Origin of the sequence: Streptomyces sp. T028, assembly GCF_048159505.1 — a bacterium.
Taxonomy (GTDB): Bacteria; Actinomycetota; Actinomycetes; order Streptomycetales; family Streptomycetaceae; genus Streptomyces.
In genome coordinates, this window is sequence record NZ_JBLRVZ010000056.1 from 1 (window position 1) to 15,282 (window position 15,282).

Sequence of the window (15,282 nt, forward strand, 5' to 3'; positions counted from 1 at the left end):
GGGGTCCCCCCGCTCGAGCGCAGTCGAGAGTGGGGGAGTCGGCAACCGACGACAACGCCGCTGGGGGTACCCCCTCTGGGGGAGGGCGTGCCAGACCCCGCGTCTGCGGCATGATCCGCCGGACAGGCCCTAGCGCAGTAGCAGCTGCAGGGCTCCCACGACCGTCGCCGCGATGACGAGTTGTTCGAACAGCCGCTGGTTGATGCGGTGCACCGCCCACCTGCCGAGCAGCGCGCCGGGGACGACGAACACGGCGAGCGCGGCGTCCAGGAGGAGCGAGGGGCCGTCGATCAGGCCGAGACCGGCACTGAACGGCACCTTCGCCAGGTTGACGATGAGGTAGAAGAACGCGGAGGTGCCGAGGAATCCGAGCTTGCGGAAGCCCGCCGAGAGCAGGTACATCGACATCACCGGGCCGCCCGCGTTGGCGACCATCGTGGTGAAGCCGCCGAGGACGCCGTAGGAGCGGGCCTTGGCTCGGCCCGCGCGGGTGACCACGGCGTCGGGTTCGTCGGCCGCCTCGCCCGTACGGCGGCGCCACATGGTGACGGCCGCCATGAGCAGCAGGATCGCGCCGATCGAGGTGCCCACCGCGCCGTCGTCGGCCCACATCAGGAAGACCGTGCCGAGGACCAGTCCGGCCGCGACCGCCGGGAACAGCCGCCACAGCGTGGGCCAGTGGGCGTGCCGCCGGTAGGTGAGGACGGCCAGGACGTCCCCGGCGATCAGCAACGGCAGCAGCACGCCCGTCGAGGCGCGGGCCGGCAGGACCGCCGCGAAGATCGCCAGGCTGACCGTGTTGGCGCCGCTGACCGCCGTCTTGGAGAAGCCGACCAGCGCGGCCGCGAAGGCGAGGGCGGCGAACTCCCAGCCGGTGATGTGCCACAGATTCATCGTGTTCATGCGGAGGCCGATGCTATGCGCACGCATTCGACGGCGTAAGAGCGTCTCGCCTGCTGACCAGGTCCGTCCGCGCCCCCGCCTGAGAGGATCGCCCGAGGCCCCGGAGACCCGGAGACCCCGGAGACCTTCACCCGACCCAGCTGGAGGAGCCATGACCGAGCACGTCCTCGCCGGCACACGGGGCGCGATCACGGCGCACGAGTGGCCGAACCCGACGGCCCGCTACCTCGCTCTCGTCGTGCACGGTTACGGCGAGCACGCCGGCCGCTACGAGGAACTGGCCGGTGTCCTGACCGCGCACGGCGCGGCCGTGTTCGCGCCCGACCACATGGGGCACGGAAGGTCGGACGGGGAGCGGGTGCGGATCGAGGACTTCGAGGACGTGGTCAGCGATGTACGGGCCGTCGCGGAACTCGCCCGGGCCGCGCACCCGGAGCCGCCGCTGGTCGTGATCGGGCACTCCATGGGCGGCCTGATCGCCGCCCGTTACACCCAGCGGTACGGCGACGGGCTCAGAGCCTGTGTCATATCCCCGGGCGGCTGCTGGCGCACACGGAGATCCCCGACATCGCCGTCAGCCCCGCCGCGCTCTCCCGTGACCCGGCGGTCGGGACGGCGTACGCGGCGGACCCCCTGGTCTGGCACGGGCCGATGAAGCGGCCGACGCTCGAGGCCTTCGTACGGACCCTGCGGACCGTCGCCGAGGACGGCCATGTCGGCCCGCTCCCGCTGCTGTGGCTGCACGGCGCCGACGACCGGCTGGTCCCGCTGTCCGGCAGCCGCACCGGCGTCGAGCGGCTCGGCGGGGGCGGGCTCACCGAGCGGATCTACGCCGGGGCCCGGCACGAGGTGTTCAACGAGACGAACCGGACGGAGGTCTTCGCCGACCTGACCGCCTTCCTGGACGGGGTGCTCGACCACGGCGAGGCACCCCTGCCCGCCCGCTGAGGCCCGCGTTCAGCCCCCGGCCGGCGCCAGCCGGGTCAGCGCCGCCGACACCAGGGTCCGCACCCCCGGCACCAGCACGGACAGGTCCGGGGCGAACAACGGGCTGTGGTTTCCTGGCACGTTGGCGAACTTCTCCATCAACTCCTCGCCCGGCGCCGCCTCCCACACGGCGGCCGGGGTCGAGGTCACGTACCAGTAGTCGTACGGCACGCCCTGGGGAGCGAGCAGCGAGAAGTCCTCGCTGCCCATCGTCCCGCCGAAGTCGAACACGGTGTGCTCACCGAAGAGTTGGCGGTGGACGGAGGCGATCTCGCCGTCCAGGCCAGGGTCGTTGACGGTGTTCGGGTAGCCGGGAAGGACCGTGACCTCGGGCGGCACCGGGCAGCCCGCGGCGGCGCACTCGCCCTCGACGATCCGGCGGATCGCGGTGAGGACGCGCTCGCGCACCCGGTCGTCGCGGGTGCGCACGTTCAGCGAGAGCCGTGCCTCGGCCGGGATGATGTTGGGTTTCGTCCCGGCGTGGAAGGAGCCCACCGTCAGCACCGCCGGCTCACCCGCCGCGACCTCGCGGGAGACGACCGTCTGCAGCCGGGTGACGACGTACGCGGCCGTGACGACCGGGTCGACGGTCGACTCGGGCCGTGAACCGTGCCCGCCGACCCCGTGCACGACGACCTCGACGTCGTCCGAGGCCGACAGGGTCAGTCCGGGAGTGTGCGGATAGAACCCGGCGAGCCCGGGCGCGGCATGCTGCCCGAACAGCACGTCGGGGCGCGGGAAGCGCTCGTGGACACCGTCGGCGACCATCGCGGCCGCCCCGCCCTCGGCCTCCTCGGCGGGCTGCCCGACCACGACGAGCGTGCCGGACCAGGTGTCCCGGGCGGCGGAGAGGGCCTCGGCGGCCGCGGCCAGCCAGGTGACATGGAGGTCGTGGCCGCAGGCGTGCATCACCCCGTCGACGGTCGAGGCGTACGGCAGCCCGGTCGCCTCCGGCACCGGCAGCGCGTCCATGTCGCCGCGCAGCCACACCACCGGCCCCTCGCCGCCCGTGAGCACCCCGACCACCCCGGTACGGGCGACGCCCTCGGTCACCTCGAACCCGGCGGCCCGCAGCCGCCCGGCGAGCCGCGCGGCCGTGCGGTGCTCCTGGAAGGCGAGTTCGGGGTGGCGGTGCAGGTCCCGGTAGAAGTCCTCCAGGTCCCCCTGCTTCAGACCCGAGGTGATGTCCCTGGTGAGACGGGCGACGACGGCCGGATCAGTCATAGGCGGAGAGTACGGCGTGATCGGCCGAACGGTCGAGGAACCGGCCCTAGGACGCTGGCCGTTCGGCCGAGGCGCGGGGCCGTCCCGGAAGGAGAGGCTGGAGCCACTTCCCCTCCGCTTCCCCTTCGAGGAGTACGCGATGCTGTCCAAGAAGTTCGTCGTGGGCGCGATCGGAGGCGCCACGGCCGTGGTGGCCGTCGGCGGCCTGGGCACCTACCTGCTCTCCGGCACCGAGTCGACCACCGGGCTCGACCAGTACAACACCGTCCTCGTCGACGGCCACAAGGCGCTGGCCGCCAGCATCGTCGCCGGCCGCACCGAGAGCAAGTACCACCCGCTGCCGTGGATCGGCACGGACGTCTCCGTGAGCTGCCCGGGTGGTCTGAAGGCGGTCGCCGGCGCCACCCTCACCTGCGTGGGCGAGGAGAGCGGCGGAAGGACGATCGACATCCCGGTCACCGTGGTGAAGGCGTCCGCCCACTCCGTCACCTGGAAGTTCGAGCGATGAGCCCGGTCCTGGCCGCCCACGGTCTCGTGAAGACGTACGGCTCCACCACCGCCCTGGCCGGGGTGGACGTCGAGGTCGGCGAGCGCGACTCCCTCGCCATCATGGGCCCTTCGGGGTCCGGCAAGTCCACGCTTCTGCACACCCTCGCCGGGATCGTCCGCCCGGACGGCGGTCAGGTGCTGCTGCGCGGCGAGCGCATCGACCGTCTCGGGGAGAACCGGCTGAGCGCCCTGCGCCGCTCCCGCTTCGGTTTCGTCTTCCAGTTCGGCCAGTTGCTGCCCGAGCTGCCGGCGGAGGAGAACGTGGCCCTGCCGCTGATGCTGGAGGGCGTCCCGCGCGGGAAGGCCGTCGAGCGCGCCCGCCGCTGGTTCGCGCCGCTGGGCCTCGACGGTCTGGAGAAACGCCGCCCGGGACAGCTGTCGGGCGGTCAGGCGCAGCGGGTCGCCATCGCCCGCGCGCTGGCCGTCGAGCCGGACGTGGTGTTCGCGGACGAGCCGACCGGTGCCCTGGACCAGCGCACCAGCGAGGAGGTGGTCCGGCTGCTCACCTCCGTGACCCGTGAGCAGGGCGCCGCCCTGGTGATGGTCACGCACGACGCGGACGTCGCCGCCCACTGCGACCGGGTCCTCCAGGTCCGCGACGGCCGGATCAGCGGCCACACCCAGTACACGGTCGCCTGACCGCGACGCCCCAGGAGAACCGTATGCGCTCCCCCGTCCTGCCCCTGACCTGGCATCTGGCCCGCTCCTTGGGCCGCCGCGGACTGCAGAGTCTGCTGCTCGCGGCGGCGGTCGCCGCGACCGGCACGTTCGTGATGCTGGTGGTGCTGGCCGCCTGCCTCGGCTCCGGCACCCGCGCCGACCGCACCACGTGGCGCACCCCCGAGCCCGCCCGCCAGGCCACCGCCGTCCAGGCCGTCACCACGACGTACGTACGGCACGAACCCCTGACCGTGGTGTCCTTGGCGCAGCTCCCCGGCCGGCCCACCACGGGGGCGCCGCCCGGTCTCGCCCGCTTCCCCCGGCAGGGCGAGGTGTACGTCTCCCCCGCCCTGGCCGAGCTGCTGCGGAAGCTGCCCGCCGGCCGACTGGCCGACCGGTTCCCGAGGACCACGTCGTACGGCACGGTCGGCGCCGCCGGTCTCGCCTCGCCGGACGAACTGGTCGCCGTGGTGGGCCGGGCCCCGGACGACCCGGCGGTCTCCTCGGCCGCCTCGGGCGACCAGACCTGGTTCGACGAAGGGCAGACGGCCCGCGCGCGGGTCGCCGGGTTCGCGGGGACGAAGGCGAGCATGTTCACCGCCAACGACCAGGGGATGGCGCTGCTGGGTGTCGTACTGCTGGCGCTGCCCGTGGTCGTGCTGTCGGCGGCGGCCGGACGGCTCGGCGCGGCCCGGCGCGAGCAGCGGCTCGCGGCGCTGCGGCTGGCGGGGGCGACCCCGCGCCAGATCGTCGCGATGACGGCCGCCGAGGCGGTCGCGGTCGGCGCGGCCGGTGCCCTGACCGGCGCGCTGGTCTACGCGGCGCTGCTGCCCGGCCTGGCCGGGATCCCGTTCGGCGTCGGCTCCTGGTACACGGGCGACCTGTGGGTGGGGGCCGGCTGGGTCGCGGCGGCGGTGGCGGCGGTCACCGCTCTGATCACGGTGAGCGCGGTGTCCATGCTGCGGCAGGTGGCGACCGCTCCCCTGGGCGTCGCCCAGCAGGCGAACCCGCGCCGCACCCGGCTGATCCGGCTCGCCGTGTTCGTGGCGGTCCTGCTCTACATCCTCACGTCCTCCGGCGGTGACGGCGGGATCAAGCCCCGTCAGGCGCTCGCCCTGCTGCTGCTCTTCTACGGCGCGTTCTGGCTGTTCGGGCCGTGGGTGGTGGACCGGCTGGGCCGGCTCGTGAGCCGCTTCGCCCGCCGCCCCGCGACCCTGCTGGCGGGCCGCAGGCTCAGCGACGACCCGCGCGGTGCCTGGCGCACCGTCAGCGGGCTGGTGCTGGCCGGGTTCGCGGCCGGGTTCTTCTCTGTCAGCCTGCTGGGCACCGACGGCTCCGCCCACCGGGACCGGATCGCGGTGATCACCCCCGACGGCCGGTCGGCGGCGGCCGAGGCGCGCACCCTGCTGAAGGACGCCGGTGTCGACGCGAAGGTCACGGTCGGCCGCGAGGACGACTACGACACGCTGCTGGCCGGCACGGAGGGCCTGATCGTCCACGTCTTTGGCGGCGACCGGCAGCTCGACACGGCCGTCACCGCCCTCACCGGCCTCGGCACGGCCCGCGCCCCCTACACCCGGGACTACGCCGGCGCGAGCGACCGTGTGGCCACGGATCGCCTCGCCGACGTCAGCACCGGCACCCTGGCCCTGAGCTTCCTCGTCGCGACCGCCTCCGCGGGCCTGACCGCCGCCGCGAACGTCCTCGACCGGCGCCGGGTCTACGGCCTGCTCCGGCTTGCGGGCACCCCGCTGAAGGTGCTGGACCGGGCCCGCACCCGGGAGACCGTGCTGCCCCTGGTGATCCTGGCCGGCGGCACCACCGCCATGGGCGTGTACGGCTCCTACCGGCTCAACGAGATGGCCGGCGCCACCGTCAACACCTCCGGCGCCCTGCGGCTGGCGGTCTGTGTCGTCCTCGGCGCGCTAGCCATGTTCGCCGCGATCACCACCAGCCGCCCGCTCCTGCGCCGGGTGACGGCGGACCCGGCCCAAGCGGCGGACTGAGGCCCGCTCTTCCCACCCGCCCACCTGAGGCATGATGCGCCCCATGACCACCCCGAACCAGACCGGCGCCCCTCCCATCCGGGTCCTGATCGCCGACGACCAGGACATGGTCCGCACCGGCTTCCGTTTCTTCCTGGACGCGCAGCCGGACATGACGGTGGTCGCGGAGGCCGCAGACGGGGAGGAGGCGGTGGCGCTGGCCCGCCGGCTGCGGCCGGACGTGTGTCTGCTGGACATCCGGATGCCGAAGCTGGACGGTCTCGAGGCCACCCGGCTGCTCGCCGGGCCCGAGGTGGCGGACCCGCTGCGGGTGGTCGTGGTCACCACCTTCGACCTGGACGAGTACGTGTACGGGGCGCTGCGCGGCGGCGCCTGCGGTTTCCTGCTGAAGGACTCCGGGCCGACGCTCCTCGCCGAGGCGGTCCGGGCCGCCGCCGCGGGCGACTCCCTGGTCTCCCCGTCGGTCACGGTCCGGCTGCTCCAGCACCTCACCGCTCCGCAGGCCCCCGCCGCCGCCCCGCGCTCGGCCGCCGCCACCGCCGCTGCCGGTGCCACCGAGCCGCTCACCGACCGTGAGCTGGATGTCGTACGCCTGGTCGCCCTGGGCAGGACGAACGCGGAGATCGCCGCCGAGCTGTACGTCTCCCTGTCGACCGTGAAGACGCATCTCTCCAGCGTCCAGCTGAAACTGGGCGCCCGGAACCGCGTCGAGATCGCGGCCTGGGCCTGGCAGCACGGCCACGCCGGGCCGCGCTCCTGAGCCCAGCAGCGCCCCGGAAGGGGCGCGGGGAACTGCGCGACCAGCCACGACAAAGCCGCACATGAACGACGGCACATCGCGCCACCACCAGCGGAGCGCTCGGGCCCCTCAGAGGTCCAGGACGCGGGCGATCGTGCGCAGGACCCCGTTGTCGTTGTTGGAGGGCGCGAGATGGCGGGCGCGGCCGACGACCTGCGGATGGGCGTTGGCCATGGCGAACGACCAGTCGGCGGCGTCCAGCATCTCCAGGTCGTTGAGGTAGTCGCCGAACACCATGGTCTGGGCGGAAGTGATGCCCAGCTCGCGCTGGAGCCGGCGCAGGGCGGCGCCCTTGTTGGCGGTGCGGTTCATGACGTCGACCCAGTGCTCGCCGGAGACGACGACCCGGTGGGTGTCCGCGAAGGGCGCGAGCGCCGGGGCGGTTCTCTCCTCGACGGGGCCGAAGTCGTAGAGGGCGACCTTGATGACGTCGTCGTCGACGGCGGTGAGGTCCTCGACGAGCTCGCAGCGCACGTAGTACCGGCGCACCTCGGCCAGGAAGGCGTCGTCGGCCCGCTCGACGTACGCGGACCGCTTCCCGCAGACGACGGCGCCGAGGTCGACCCCGCCGGCCGCGAGTCCCCGTACCGCGTCGACGATCTTCGCGGCGACGCCGGGTTCCAGCGGGTCGGAGCTCAGTTCCCGCCCGTCGCGCACCACATAGGTGCCGTTCTCGGCTATGAACACCATCCCTTCGGCGACCTCGGCGAACTCCGCCGCCAGCGTGGCGTACTGGCGTCCGCTCGCCGGGCTGAACAGCACCCCGCGCTCACGCAGCCGGGCCAGCGTGTCCCACAGCCCCTCGGGGATCCGCTTGTCGTCGTCGAGCAGGGTGCCGTCCATGTCGGTGACGACGAGCCGGATGTCGACGGGACCGGCCGGGGGCTCGGGCACGGTCGGCTGGGGGGCGTGCGTGTAGGGCATGTCCTGCTTCCTGTGCTGCTGCTTCCGCGCGTGCTGCCACGGGGGTGACCGGATTTTTCACCCTACCGGGGGACCCCGCGAATCCCGGGACAGCGATGATCATGGGCGGCACAATGGACAGCCGGACGGTCGGTCGTACGAAGGAGTGGTGACGTGGGCGGTGCACGGCTGGACACCAGCGTGGCGCACAACGCGCGGGTGTGGAACTACTGGATCGGCGGCAAGGACAACTACGAGGTCGACCAGCGGGTCGGCGAGCACGTCGCCGGCATGTTCCCGCTGATCCGGGACATCGCCCGCGCGGACCGCTGGTTCCTGGGCCGGGCGGTGCGGTTCCTCGCCGAGGAGCGCGGGATGCGGCAGTTCCTCGACATCGGCACCGGGCTGCCGACCGCAGACAACACGCACGAGATAGCGCAGCGGATCGCGCCGGACTCGAAGATCGTGTACGTCGACAACGACCCGATCGTGCTGGCGCACGCCCGCACCCTGCTGACGGGCACCTCCGAGGGCGCCACCGACTACATCGACGCCGACGTCCACGACCCGGCCGCGATCCTCGAACGGGCCTCCGGCACCCTCGACTTCGACCGCCCCGTCGCGGTGATGATGCTGGGCATCCTGAACTTCGTGCTGGACTACGAGGCGGCCAGGGACATCGTCCGCGAGGTCATGGCCCGGGTGCCGTCCGGGAGTTGTCTGGTCCTCACGCACCCCACGCACGACCCGGAGGTGGGCGGCGAGGGCCAGATCCCGGCGATGAGGTTCTGGAACGAGAACGCCACCCCGCCGATCACCGCCCGCTCCGGCGCGGAGATCACCGCGTTCTTCGACGGCCTGGAGCTGCTGGAGCCGGGCCTGGTGTCCTGCTCGCGCTGGCGTGCCGACGGCGACTCGGCGGCGGTGGTGCCGCAGTACGGCGCGGTGGCCGTGAAACCCTGACGTCCCTGACCGTCCCTGATGGACGAGCCCGTGGAGGACGTATGACCACCCTTGCCGACCCCGTCCCCGGCGGGCGCCCCGGAGACGTCGAGCGGGCGTCCGCGCTGAGCGGGGAGCTGTCCGGCGCGGGCGTGCACGGGATCGTCCTGTCGTACGTCGACACCGCGGGCGTCGGCCGGGTGAAGACGGTCCCGGCGGCCGGGCTGGCCTCGGCGGTGGCCTGGGGCGTCGGGATGTCCCCGGTGTTCGACACGTTCCTGGCGAACGACCAGATCGTCACCACGGACGTGCTGGGCTCCCCGGACGGCGATCTGCGGCTGTACCCGGACCTGGACCGGCTGGTGGTGCTGGCCGGGCAGCCGGGGTGGGCGTGGGCGCCCGTCGACCGCCTCACCCAGGACGGCGACCGGCATCCGGGGTGCTCCCGCACCTTCCTGCGCCGGATCGTCGCCGACGCCGCCCAGGGCCACGGCCTCGCCTTCCGGGCCGGCATCGAGATCGAGTGGTCGGTCGGACTGGACTCCGCGCCCGCCGGGGAGTTCGTCCCGGCGACCACGGGACCGGCGTACTCGGCGACCCGGATGGTCGAGCTGAGCGCGTACACCGCCGATCTGCTGGCGGCCTGCGAGGCGCAGGGCGTGACCGTCGACCAGATCCATCCGGAGTACGCGCCCGGCCAGTTCGAGATCTCGGTGGGGGCGCTGGACCCGGTGGCGGCGGCCGACCGCAGCGTCCTCGTCCGGCAGACGATCCGCGCGGTGGCCCGCCGCCACGGTCTGCGGGTCTCCTTCTCCCCCGCCGTCGCCGCGGAGGGCGTGGGCAACGGCGGGCACGTCCATCTGTCCGCCTGGCGCGACGGAACGAACCTGCACTCCGGCGGGGACGGGCGGCACGGCCTGACGGCCGACGCGGAGTCCTTCGCCGCCGGCGTCCTGTCCCGGCTGCCCGCCCTGACGGCGGTGACCGCGCCCAGCCCGGCCAGCTATCTGCGGCTCAGACCCTCCCAGTGGGCGGGGGTGTTCACCGCCTGGGGCCTGGAGACGCGTGAGTCGGCCCTGCGGCTGGTGCGGGGCACGGCGGGCCGGCGCGCGGAACAGGCGAACCTGGAGGTCAAACCGGTCGACCTGGCCGCCAATCCCTACCTCCTGCTGGGCTGTCTGATCGCCGCCGGTCTGGACGGGCTGGCCGCGCGGGCCACGCTCCCGGAGGAGATCACCGGCGACCCGGCCCGCCTCGCCGCCGACGAGGCCACGGCGAAGGGAGTACGGCGGCTGCCCACCTCGCTCGCGCAGGCCGTCGCGGAGTTCCGCGAGGACGCCGTGCTGCGGGCGGCGCTGGGGCCGGTCCTCGCCGACGCCGTGACCGCCGTACGGCAGGGCGAGATCGACGCGACCTACGGGCTGGACGACGCACAGATCGCCGCCGCCTACCGGTGGGCGTACTGACATGGGCGCCGGACCGGTCCACGAGGAGCTCGCCGCGCTGGACCTGGTGGACCACCACTGCCACGGCGTGACCACCGGCCCCCTGGACCGGCCGGGCTTCGAGTCCCTGCTCACCGAGGGCGGGACCTGGCCCGGCGTCTCCACCTTCGACACCCCCGCCGGGGTGGCCGTACGCCGCCACTGCGCACCCCTGCTCGGCCTCGACACGCACGCCCCCGCCGACGCCTATCTGGCCCGGCGCGCCGAACTCGGCCCGCAGGAGGTCAACCGCCGCTTCCTGACGGCGGCCCGCACGGGCGTGTTCTGCGTCGACACGGGTTTCGCCCCGCATCCCCTCACCTCGCCCGCCGAGCTGGCCCGGGCGGGCGGCGGCCACGCACTGGAGGTCGTACGGCTGGAGTCGGTGGCGGAGTCCGTGGCCGCGCGGGGCGTCGACGCGGGCGGGTACGCCGACGCGTTCCGGGCGGCGGCGCTGGACGCGGTGCGCCGGCCGGGGGTGGCCGGGGTGAAGTCGGTGGCCGCCTACCGCACCGGCTTCGACCTGGACCCGGCCCGCCCCTCCGACGCGGACGTCACCCGGGCGGCCCGGCGGTGGCTGGCGCGCGGCGGACGGCTCGACGAACCGGTCCTGACACGGCACCTGCTGTGGACGGCCGTCGACCTGGGCCTCCCCCTGCAGCTGCACACCGGCTTCGGCGACAACGACCTCCGGCTGCACCGGGCGGATCCCGCACATCTCACGGACTGGTTGCACCTGATCGCGGGCACGATCCCCGTGCTGCTCCTGCACTGCTGGCCCTACCAGCGGCAGGCCGCGTACCTGGCGGCCGTGTTCGAGCAGGTGTATCTCGACGTGGGGCTGACCCTGCACCACGTCGGCCCGGTGCGGGCACGGACGGTGCTGGAGGAAGCGTTGGAGATCACACCGTTCCGCAAACTGCTGTACAGCTCGGACGCCTACGGTGTGTCGGAGTTCTATGCCCTCGGAGCGCTGGCGTTCCGCCGGGGCCTGGGAGACCTCCTCCAGGACCGGGTGGACGCCGACGAACTGAGCCTGCCCGACGCGCTGCGCCTGGCACGCTGGGCCGGAGCGGACAACGCCCGCCGGGTCTACCGGCTTCCCGACGGACACTGAAAGTATGATCAAGCAATGTCAGACTTGACCGAGACCACGCCCGGCTGGCTGAGCGCAGACGAGCTCGAGATGGCCCGCGCCCGCATGCCGATCCTGTACGTCGAGGCCGTGCCCGTGCGCGTCGACGACAGCGGCGAAGTCGTCAGCATCGGACTGCTGCTGCGCATCGGACCCGACGGAAACGTCAGCCGGACCCTGGTCTCCGGCCGGGTCCTGCACCACGAGCGGGTCCGCGACGCCCTGTTGCGGCACCTGGAGAAGGACCTCGGACCGGTGGCCCTGCCCCGGCTGCCGGCCTCACTGCAGCCGTTCACGGTCGCGGAGTACTTCCCGACGCAGGGCCTCACCCCGTACCACGACCCCCGTCAGCACGCGGTGTCGCTGGCCTACATCGTGCCGGTGACCGGTGACTGCCAGCCCCGCCAGGACGCCCTGGACCTGGTCTGGTTCGACCCGCAGGAGGCGGCCTCCCCCGCGGTCCAGAGCGAGATGCCGGGCGGACACGGCTTCCTGCTCCGACAGGCCCTGGCCCACGTCGGACTGTCGGCGTCCTGAGCATGGCGGCTCCGCTCCCCGGTCAGCGCAGCCCCTGAACACTCGTGGTGTGCAGGGGCTGCTGTTGCGGCGACGCCCGCAAGCACCCCGGCGTCGCCGCGCCGCCGGTCACGCTGGAGCTGCGGTTCATCCGGCCGCCGAGGGACGCGCGGGTGCGAAGTGCGCGTGAGCGCCGGGCAGTTGGCACCGGCGGATCTTGATGTCGTAGGTTGCCCCGATGGGGGCGACGACTCAAGAGCGCGTGGGGAAACGTTCCGGCGGGGCGGCTCGGTCGTCCGTGCTGATGGCGCTGGGCACGGTGGTGTCCCGCGCGACCGGGCTGATACGGCAGGTGCTGCAGGCGGCCGCGCTCGGCACCGGCCTGCTGGCGACCACGTACAACACCGCGAACACCGTGCCCACCAGCCTGTACACGCTGCTGATCGGCGGCGCGCTGAACTCGGTGCTGGTGCCGCAGCTGGTGCGGGCCCGGTCCGCGCACGCGGACGGCGGGCGGGCGTACGAACAGCGGCTGGTGACGCTGGTGGTGTCGGTGCTGGCCGTCGGGACCGCGCTGGCGGTGTGGGCGGCGCCGCAGATCGTCAGCGTGTACCTGCGCGACACCCCGGACCACCACGAGGCGTACGAGCTCACCGTGGTCTTCGCCCGGTTCCTGCTCCCGCAGATCTTCTTCTACGGGCTGTTCAACATGTACGGCCAAGTCCTCAACGCCCGCGAGAGATTCGGCGCGATGATGTGGACGCCGGTCCTCAACAACGTCGTGCTGCTGGGGGTGTTCGGCGCCTACCTCGGGCTGATGACCGTGCCCGGGCGGGTGCAGGACATCACGGACACGCAGGTGCGCCTCCTCGGCGTCGGGACGACGGCCGGGATCGCCGTACAGGCCCTGGCGCTGGTGCCGTTCGCGCGGGCGGCCGGGTTCCGGTTCCGGCCGCGCTTCGACTGGCGCGGGTCGGGGCTCGGTTCCGGTGTGCACGCCGCCAAGTGGACGCTGCTGTTCGTGCTGACGAACCTCGTCGCCCTGACCGTCGTCTCCAACTACGCGAACGCCGCCGACCAGGCGCTGCCGGACGCCGGCGCGGGCTACACGGCGTACACGTACGCGCAGACCATCTGGATGCTGCCGCAGTCGGTGGTCACGGTGTCGCTGGTGACCGCGCTGCTGCCGAGGATGAGCCGGGCGGTGGCGGAGGGCCGGATCGGAGACCTGCGCGCCGATCTGTCCCGGGGGCTGCGGGTGAGCGGGGTCGTCATCGTGCCCGCCGCCTTCCTGTTCCTCGCGCTCGGTCCGCGGATCGCCACGCTGCTGTTCGCGCACGGGGCGGCCGACGCGGCCTCCGCCCAGCCGCTCGGGCACATGCTCCAGGCGTTCGGCCTCGGTCTGATCCCGTTCTCGGCGCAGTATCTGCTACTGCGCGGCTTCCACGCCTTCGGCGACACCCGGACGCCGTTCTTCCTGGCGGTGTGGATCGCGGCGGTGAACATCGCCCTGGCCACCGCCTGCCATCTGCTGCTGCCGGTCCGCTGGGCGGTGACCGGAATGGCCGGCGCCTACACCGTGTCCTACCTGGCCGGGCTCGCCCTCACCACGCGGCTGGTACGCCGACGGGTCGGCGGCCGGCTCGACGAGGGCGCGCTGCGGCGGACGTACACCCGGCTGATGTGCGCGGCGGGCGCGGGCGCGGCCCTGGGCTGGGCAGCCGACCGCGCCTGCGCCGCCGCGCTGGGCGGCGGGACGCTCCCCACGGCGGCCGCCCTCACCGCCGGCACCCTCACCCTGGGCCTGGTCCACATCGGCCTGGCCCGCCTGCTGAAGGTCGAGGAGCTGCGGCAGCTGCGCCGGCCGCGGTGAGCGCTTGACTCCGTGACGCAGGGCGAGGACAGTGGGGGTATACGACGTAAACATACTTCGTAATCAGGAGCTCCTGCCATGGCGCCCAGCGAACCGCTCTCGGCTCCCTCGAGGCCCTCGCCGTCCACGGTCCTCGTCACCGGCGGGGCCGGTTTCATCGGCAGTCATGCCTGCGTGGAACTGCTCGACCACGGCTACGAGTTGATCGTGGTCGACGACTACTCCAACAGCGCACCCCAGGTGCTCGCCCGCGTGGAACGGCTGGCCGGCCGCTTCGTCGGCGCCGTCTACGAGCTGGACATCCGTGATCGGCGCTCCCTCTCGGCCGCCTTCGACCGACACTCCGTGGACGCCGTCGTGCACTTTGCCGCGCACAGGGCCGTGGGCAGGTCGACACGGATGCCCATCCAGTACTACGACTCCGTCGTCGGCGGCACCATCACCCTGCTGCGTACCATGCACGAGCACGGGGTGCACCAGCTCGTGTACTCCTCGTCCTGTTCCGTCTACGGCGACTCCGGAGGCGGGCCGCTGCGGGAGACCACCCCCGCGCGGCCCACCAGTCCGTACGCCGCCGCCAAGTGGATCTGCGAACAGATCCTCACCGACGTCTGCCGCCGCTGCCCGGAATACACCGTGCTGTGCCTGCGGTCCTTCAACTCGGCCGGCGCCCACTCCAGTGGACTGCTCGGCGAGGACCCCCTCGGCACACCCGCCGGCCTGATGCCGTACATGGCTCAGGTGGCCGTCGGCCGGCGCAACCGCCTCCGCGTCTTCGGCGAGGACTACCCCACGCACGACGGCACCGCGGTCCGTGACTACCTCCACGTCATGGACACGGTCGAGGCACATCGTGTCGCCCTCGACCATCTCGCCGACGGACCGGGCATGCACGTCTACAACCTGGGCGCCGGCAAGGGAAGTTCGGTCCTCGATGTGGTCGCCGAGTTCTCCCGGGCATGCGGCAGGCCCATTCCGTACGAGGTCGTGCCCCGTCGCCCGGGCGACGTCGCCGAACTCGTCGCCGACACGACCGCCGTGGAGCGCGCCTGGGGCTGGCGCCCCAAGCGCGCTCTCGCCGACATGTGCCGGGACGCCTGGCACTTCCAGCGGCTCAACCCGCATGGCTACGCGGGCTCCGCGCGCCGTCCGGAGCGCAAGGAGTGGTACGCCCCCTAGGGCTCCCCCAGGGCGGCCGCGCGACGAGATGCAGCGACTGCGCCCCGCGCCTATGCTCTTTACAGGAGCACGAGTTGACGCTCCGAGGCAGCCCCCGGTGTCATCCGCCCAGGGGAGGCGCT

15 protein-coding genes are annotated in these 15,282 nt (G+C 73.1%); 12 read left to right on the forward strand and 3 right to left on the reverse strand.

Translation table 11 applies throughout. The features are described 5' to 3' along the window. Positions 1-129: 129 nt before the first annotated feature. On the reverse strand, positions 130-903 hold the full coding sequence (locus tag ACLZN2_RS42405; protein ID WP_416985114.1) for a sulfite exporter TauE/SafE family protein: 774 nt from the start codon (positions 901-903) through the stop codon (positions 130-132). Positions 904-1,054: 151 nt separating this feature from the next. On the opposite strand from ACLZN2_RS42405, the gene ACLZN2_RS42410 reads away from it, so the two are divergent. Further along, positions 1,055-1,558 carry an alpha/beta fold hydrolase gene (locus ACLZN2_RS42410; protein ID WP_416985115.1) on the forward strand — a complete coding sequence of 168 codons (504 nt, stop codon included), beginning with the start codon at positions 1,055-1,057 and terminating at the stop codon, positions 1,556-1,558. Continuing rightward, entirely contained in the window at positions 1,471-1,851 is a 381-nt protein-coding gene (locus ACLZN2_RS42415) for a serine aminopeptidase domain-containing protein (protein WP_416985149.1), read from the forward strand. Before ACLZN2_RS42410 ends, ACLZN2_RS42415 begins: the two co-directional genes overlap by 88 nt. 9 nt (positions 1,852-1,860) lie before the next feature. Here the strand turns inward: ACLZN2_RS42415 and ACLZN2_RS42420 are convergent, their stop codons facing one another. Further along, on the reverse strand, positions 1,861-3,114 hold the full coding sequence (locus ACLZN2_RS42420) for an amidohydrolase (RefSeq protein WP_416985116.1): 1,254 nt from the start codon (positions 3,112-3,114) through the stop codon (positions 1,861-1,863). 16 nt (positions 3,115-3,130) lie between these two features. Here ACLZN2_RS42420 and ACLZN2_RS42425 point away from each other — a divergent pair, with 16 nt between their 5' ends. The 4 genes from ACLZN2_RS42425 to ACLZN2_RS42440 are packed head-to-tail and all read left to right on the forward strand — an operon-like array spanning position 3,131 to position 7,089. After that, positions 3,131-3,622, forward strand: coding sequence for a hypothetical protein (locus ACLZN2_RS42425; protein ID WP_416985117.1), 492 nt, complete (start codon positions 3,131-3,133; stop codon positions 3,620-3,622). Continuing rightward, complete coding sequence (locus tag ACLZN2_RS42430) at positions 3,619-4,302, forward strand: ABC transporter ATP-binding protein (RefSeq protein ID WP_416985118.1); 684 nt, start codon at positions 3,619-3,621, stop codon at positions 4,300-4,302. Before ACLZN2_RS42425 ends, ACLZN2_RS42430 begins: the two co-directional genes overlap by 4 nt. 23 nt (positions 4,303-4,325) lie before the next feature. Continuing rightward, complete coding sequence (locus ACLZN2_RS42435) at positions 4,326-6,329, forward strand: ABC transporter permease (RefSeq protein WP_416985120.1); 2,004 nt, start codon at positions 4,326-4,328, stop codon at positions 6,327-6,329. Between the two features lie 43 nt (positions 6,330-6,372). After that, complete coding sequence (locus ACLZN2_RS42440) at positions 6,373-7,089, forward strand: response regulator (RefSeq protein ID WP_416985121.1); 717 nt, start codon at positions 6,373-6,375, stop codon at positions 7,087-7,089. A gap of 108 nt (positions 7,090-7,197) precedes the next feature. On the opposite strand, the gene ACLZN2_RS42445 is transcribed toward ACLZN2_RS42440, so the two are convergent. Further along, on the reverse strand, positions 7,198-8,052 hold the full coding sequence (locus tag ACLZN2_RS42445) for a Cof-type HAD-IIB family hydrolase (RefSeq protein WP_416985122.1): 855 nt from the start codon (positions 8,050-8,052) through the stop codon (positions 7,198-7,200). Between the two features lie 153 nt (positions 8,053-8,205). On the opposite strand from ACLZN2_RS42445, the gene ACLZN2_RS42450 reads away from it, so the two are divergent. The 6 genes from ACLZN2_RS42450 (at position 8,206) to galE (ending at position 15,160) form a co-directional block, all read left to right on the forward strand. Next, entirely contained in the window at positions 8,206-8,994 is a 789-nt protein-coding gene (locus tag ACLZN2_RS42450; protein ID WP_416985124.1) for an SAM-dependent methyltransferase, read from the forward strand. A gap of 41 nt (positions 8,995-9,035) precedes the next feature. Continuing rightward, entirely contained in the window at positions 9,036-10,439 is a 1,404-nt protein-coding gene (locus ACLZN2_RS42455) for a glutamine synthetase (RefSeq protein WP_416985126.1), read from the forward strand. A 1-nt stretch (position 10,440) separates the two neighbouring features. Continuing rightward, entirely contained in the window at positions 10,441-11,574 is a 1,134-nt protein-coding gene (locus tag ACLZN2_RS42460; protein ID WP_416985128.1) for an amidohydrolase family protein, read from the forward strand. 15 nt (positions 11,575-11,589) lie between these two features. After that, complete coding sequence (locus tag ACLZN2_RS42465) at positions 11,590-12,129, forward strand: NUDIX hydrolase family protein (RefSeq protein WP_107122106.1); 540 nt, start codon at positions 11,590-11,592, stop codon at positions 12,127-12,129. 217 nt (positions 12,130-12,346) lie between these two features. Continuing rightward, on the forward strand, positions 12,347-13,981 hold the full coding sequence (murJ, locus tag ACLZN2_RS42470; protein WP_416985130.1) for a murein biosynthesis integral membrane protein MurJ: 1,635 nt from the start codon (positions 12,347-12,349) through the stop codon (positions 13,979-13,981). A gap of 78 nt (positions 13,982-14,059) precedes the next feature. After that, on the forward strand, positions 14,060-15,160 hold the full coding sequence (gene galE, locus ACLZN2_RS42475) for a UDP-glucose 4-epimerase GalE (RefSeq protein WP_416985131.1): 1,101 nt from the start codon (positions 14,060-14,062) through the stop codon (positions 15,158-15,160). Positions 15,161-15,282: the final 122 nt, after the last annotated feature.

What these genes read in the sequence shown, in the direction of transcription:
- ACLZN2_RS42405 (WP_416985114.1), bottom strand. Translation starts at nt 903, where the DNA reads ATGAACACGATGAATCTGTGGCACATCACCGGCTGGGAGTTCGCCGCC.
- ACLZN2_RS42410 (WP_416985115.1), top strand. Translation starts at nt 1,055, where the DNA reads ATGACCGAGCACGTCCTCGCCGGCACACGGGGCGCGATCACGGCGCAC.
- ACLZN2_RS42420 (WP_416985116.1), bottom strand. Translation starts at nt 3,114, where the DNA reads ATGACTGATCCGGCCGTCGTCGCCCGTCTCACCAGGGACATCACCTCG.
- ACLZN2_RS42430 (WP_416985118.1), top strand. Translation starts at nt 3,619, where the DNA reads ATGAGCCCGGTCCTGGCCGCCCACGGTCTCGTGAAGACGTACGGCTCC.
- ACLZN2_RS42435 (WP_416985120.1), top strand. Translation starts at nt 4,326, where the DNA reads ATGCGCTCCCCCGTCCTGCCCCTGACCTGGCATCTGGCCCGCTCCTTG.
- ACLZN2_RS42440 (WP_416985121.1), top strand. Translation starts at nt 6,373, where the DNA reads ATGACCACCCCGAACCAGACCGGCGCCCCTCCCATCCGGGTCCTGATC.
- ACLZN2_RS42445 (WP_416985122.1), bottom strand. Translation starts at nt 8,052, where the DNA reads ATGCCCTACACGCACGCCCCCCAGCCGACCGTGCCCGAGCCCCCGGCC.
- ACLZN2_RS42455 (WP_416985126.1), top strand. Translation starts at nt 9,036, where the DNA reads ATGACCACCCTTGCCGACCCCGTCCCCGGCGGGCGCCCCGGAGACGTC.
- ACLZN2_RS42460 (WP_416985128.1), top strand. Translation starts at nt 10,441, where the DNA reads ATGGGCGCCGGACCGGTCCACGAGGAGCTCGCCGCGCTGGACCTGGTG.
- ACLZN2_RS42465 (WP_107122106.1), top strand. Translation starts at nt 11,590, where the DNA reads ATGTCAGACTTGACCGAGACCACGCCCGGCTGGCTGAGCGCAGACGAG.
- murJ (WP_416985130.1), top strand. Translation starts at nt 12,347, where the DNA reads ATGGGGGCGACGACTCAAGAGCGCGTGGGGAAACGTTCCGGCGGGGCG.
- galE (WP_416985131.1), top strand. Translation starts at nt 14,060, where the DNA reads ATGGCGCCCAGCGAACCGCTCTCGGCTCCCTCGAGGCCCTCGCCGTCC.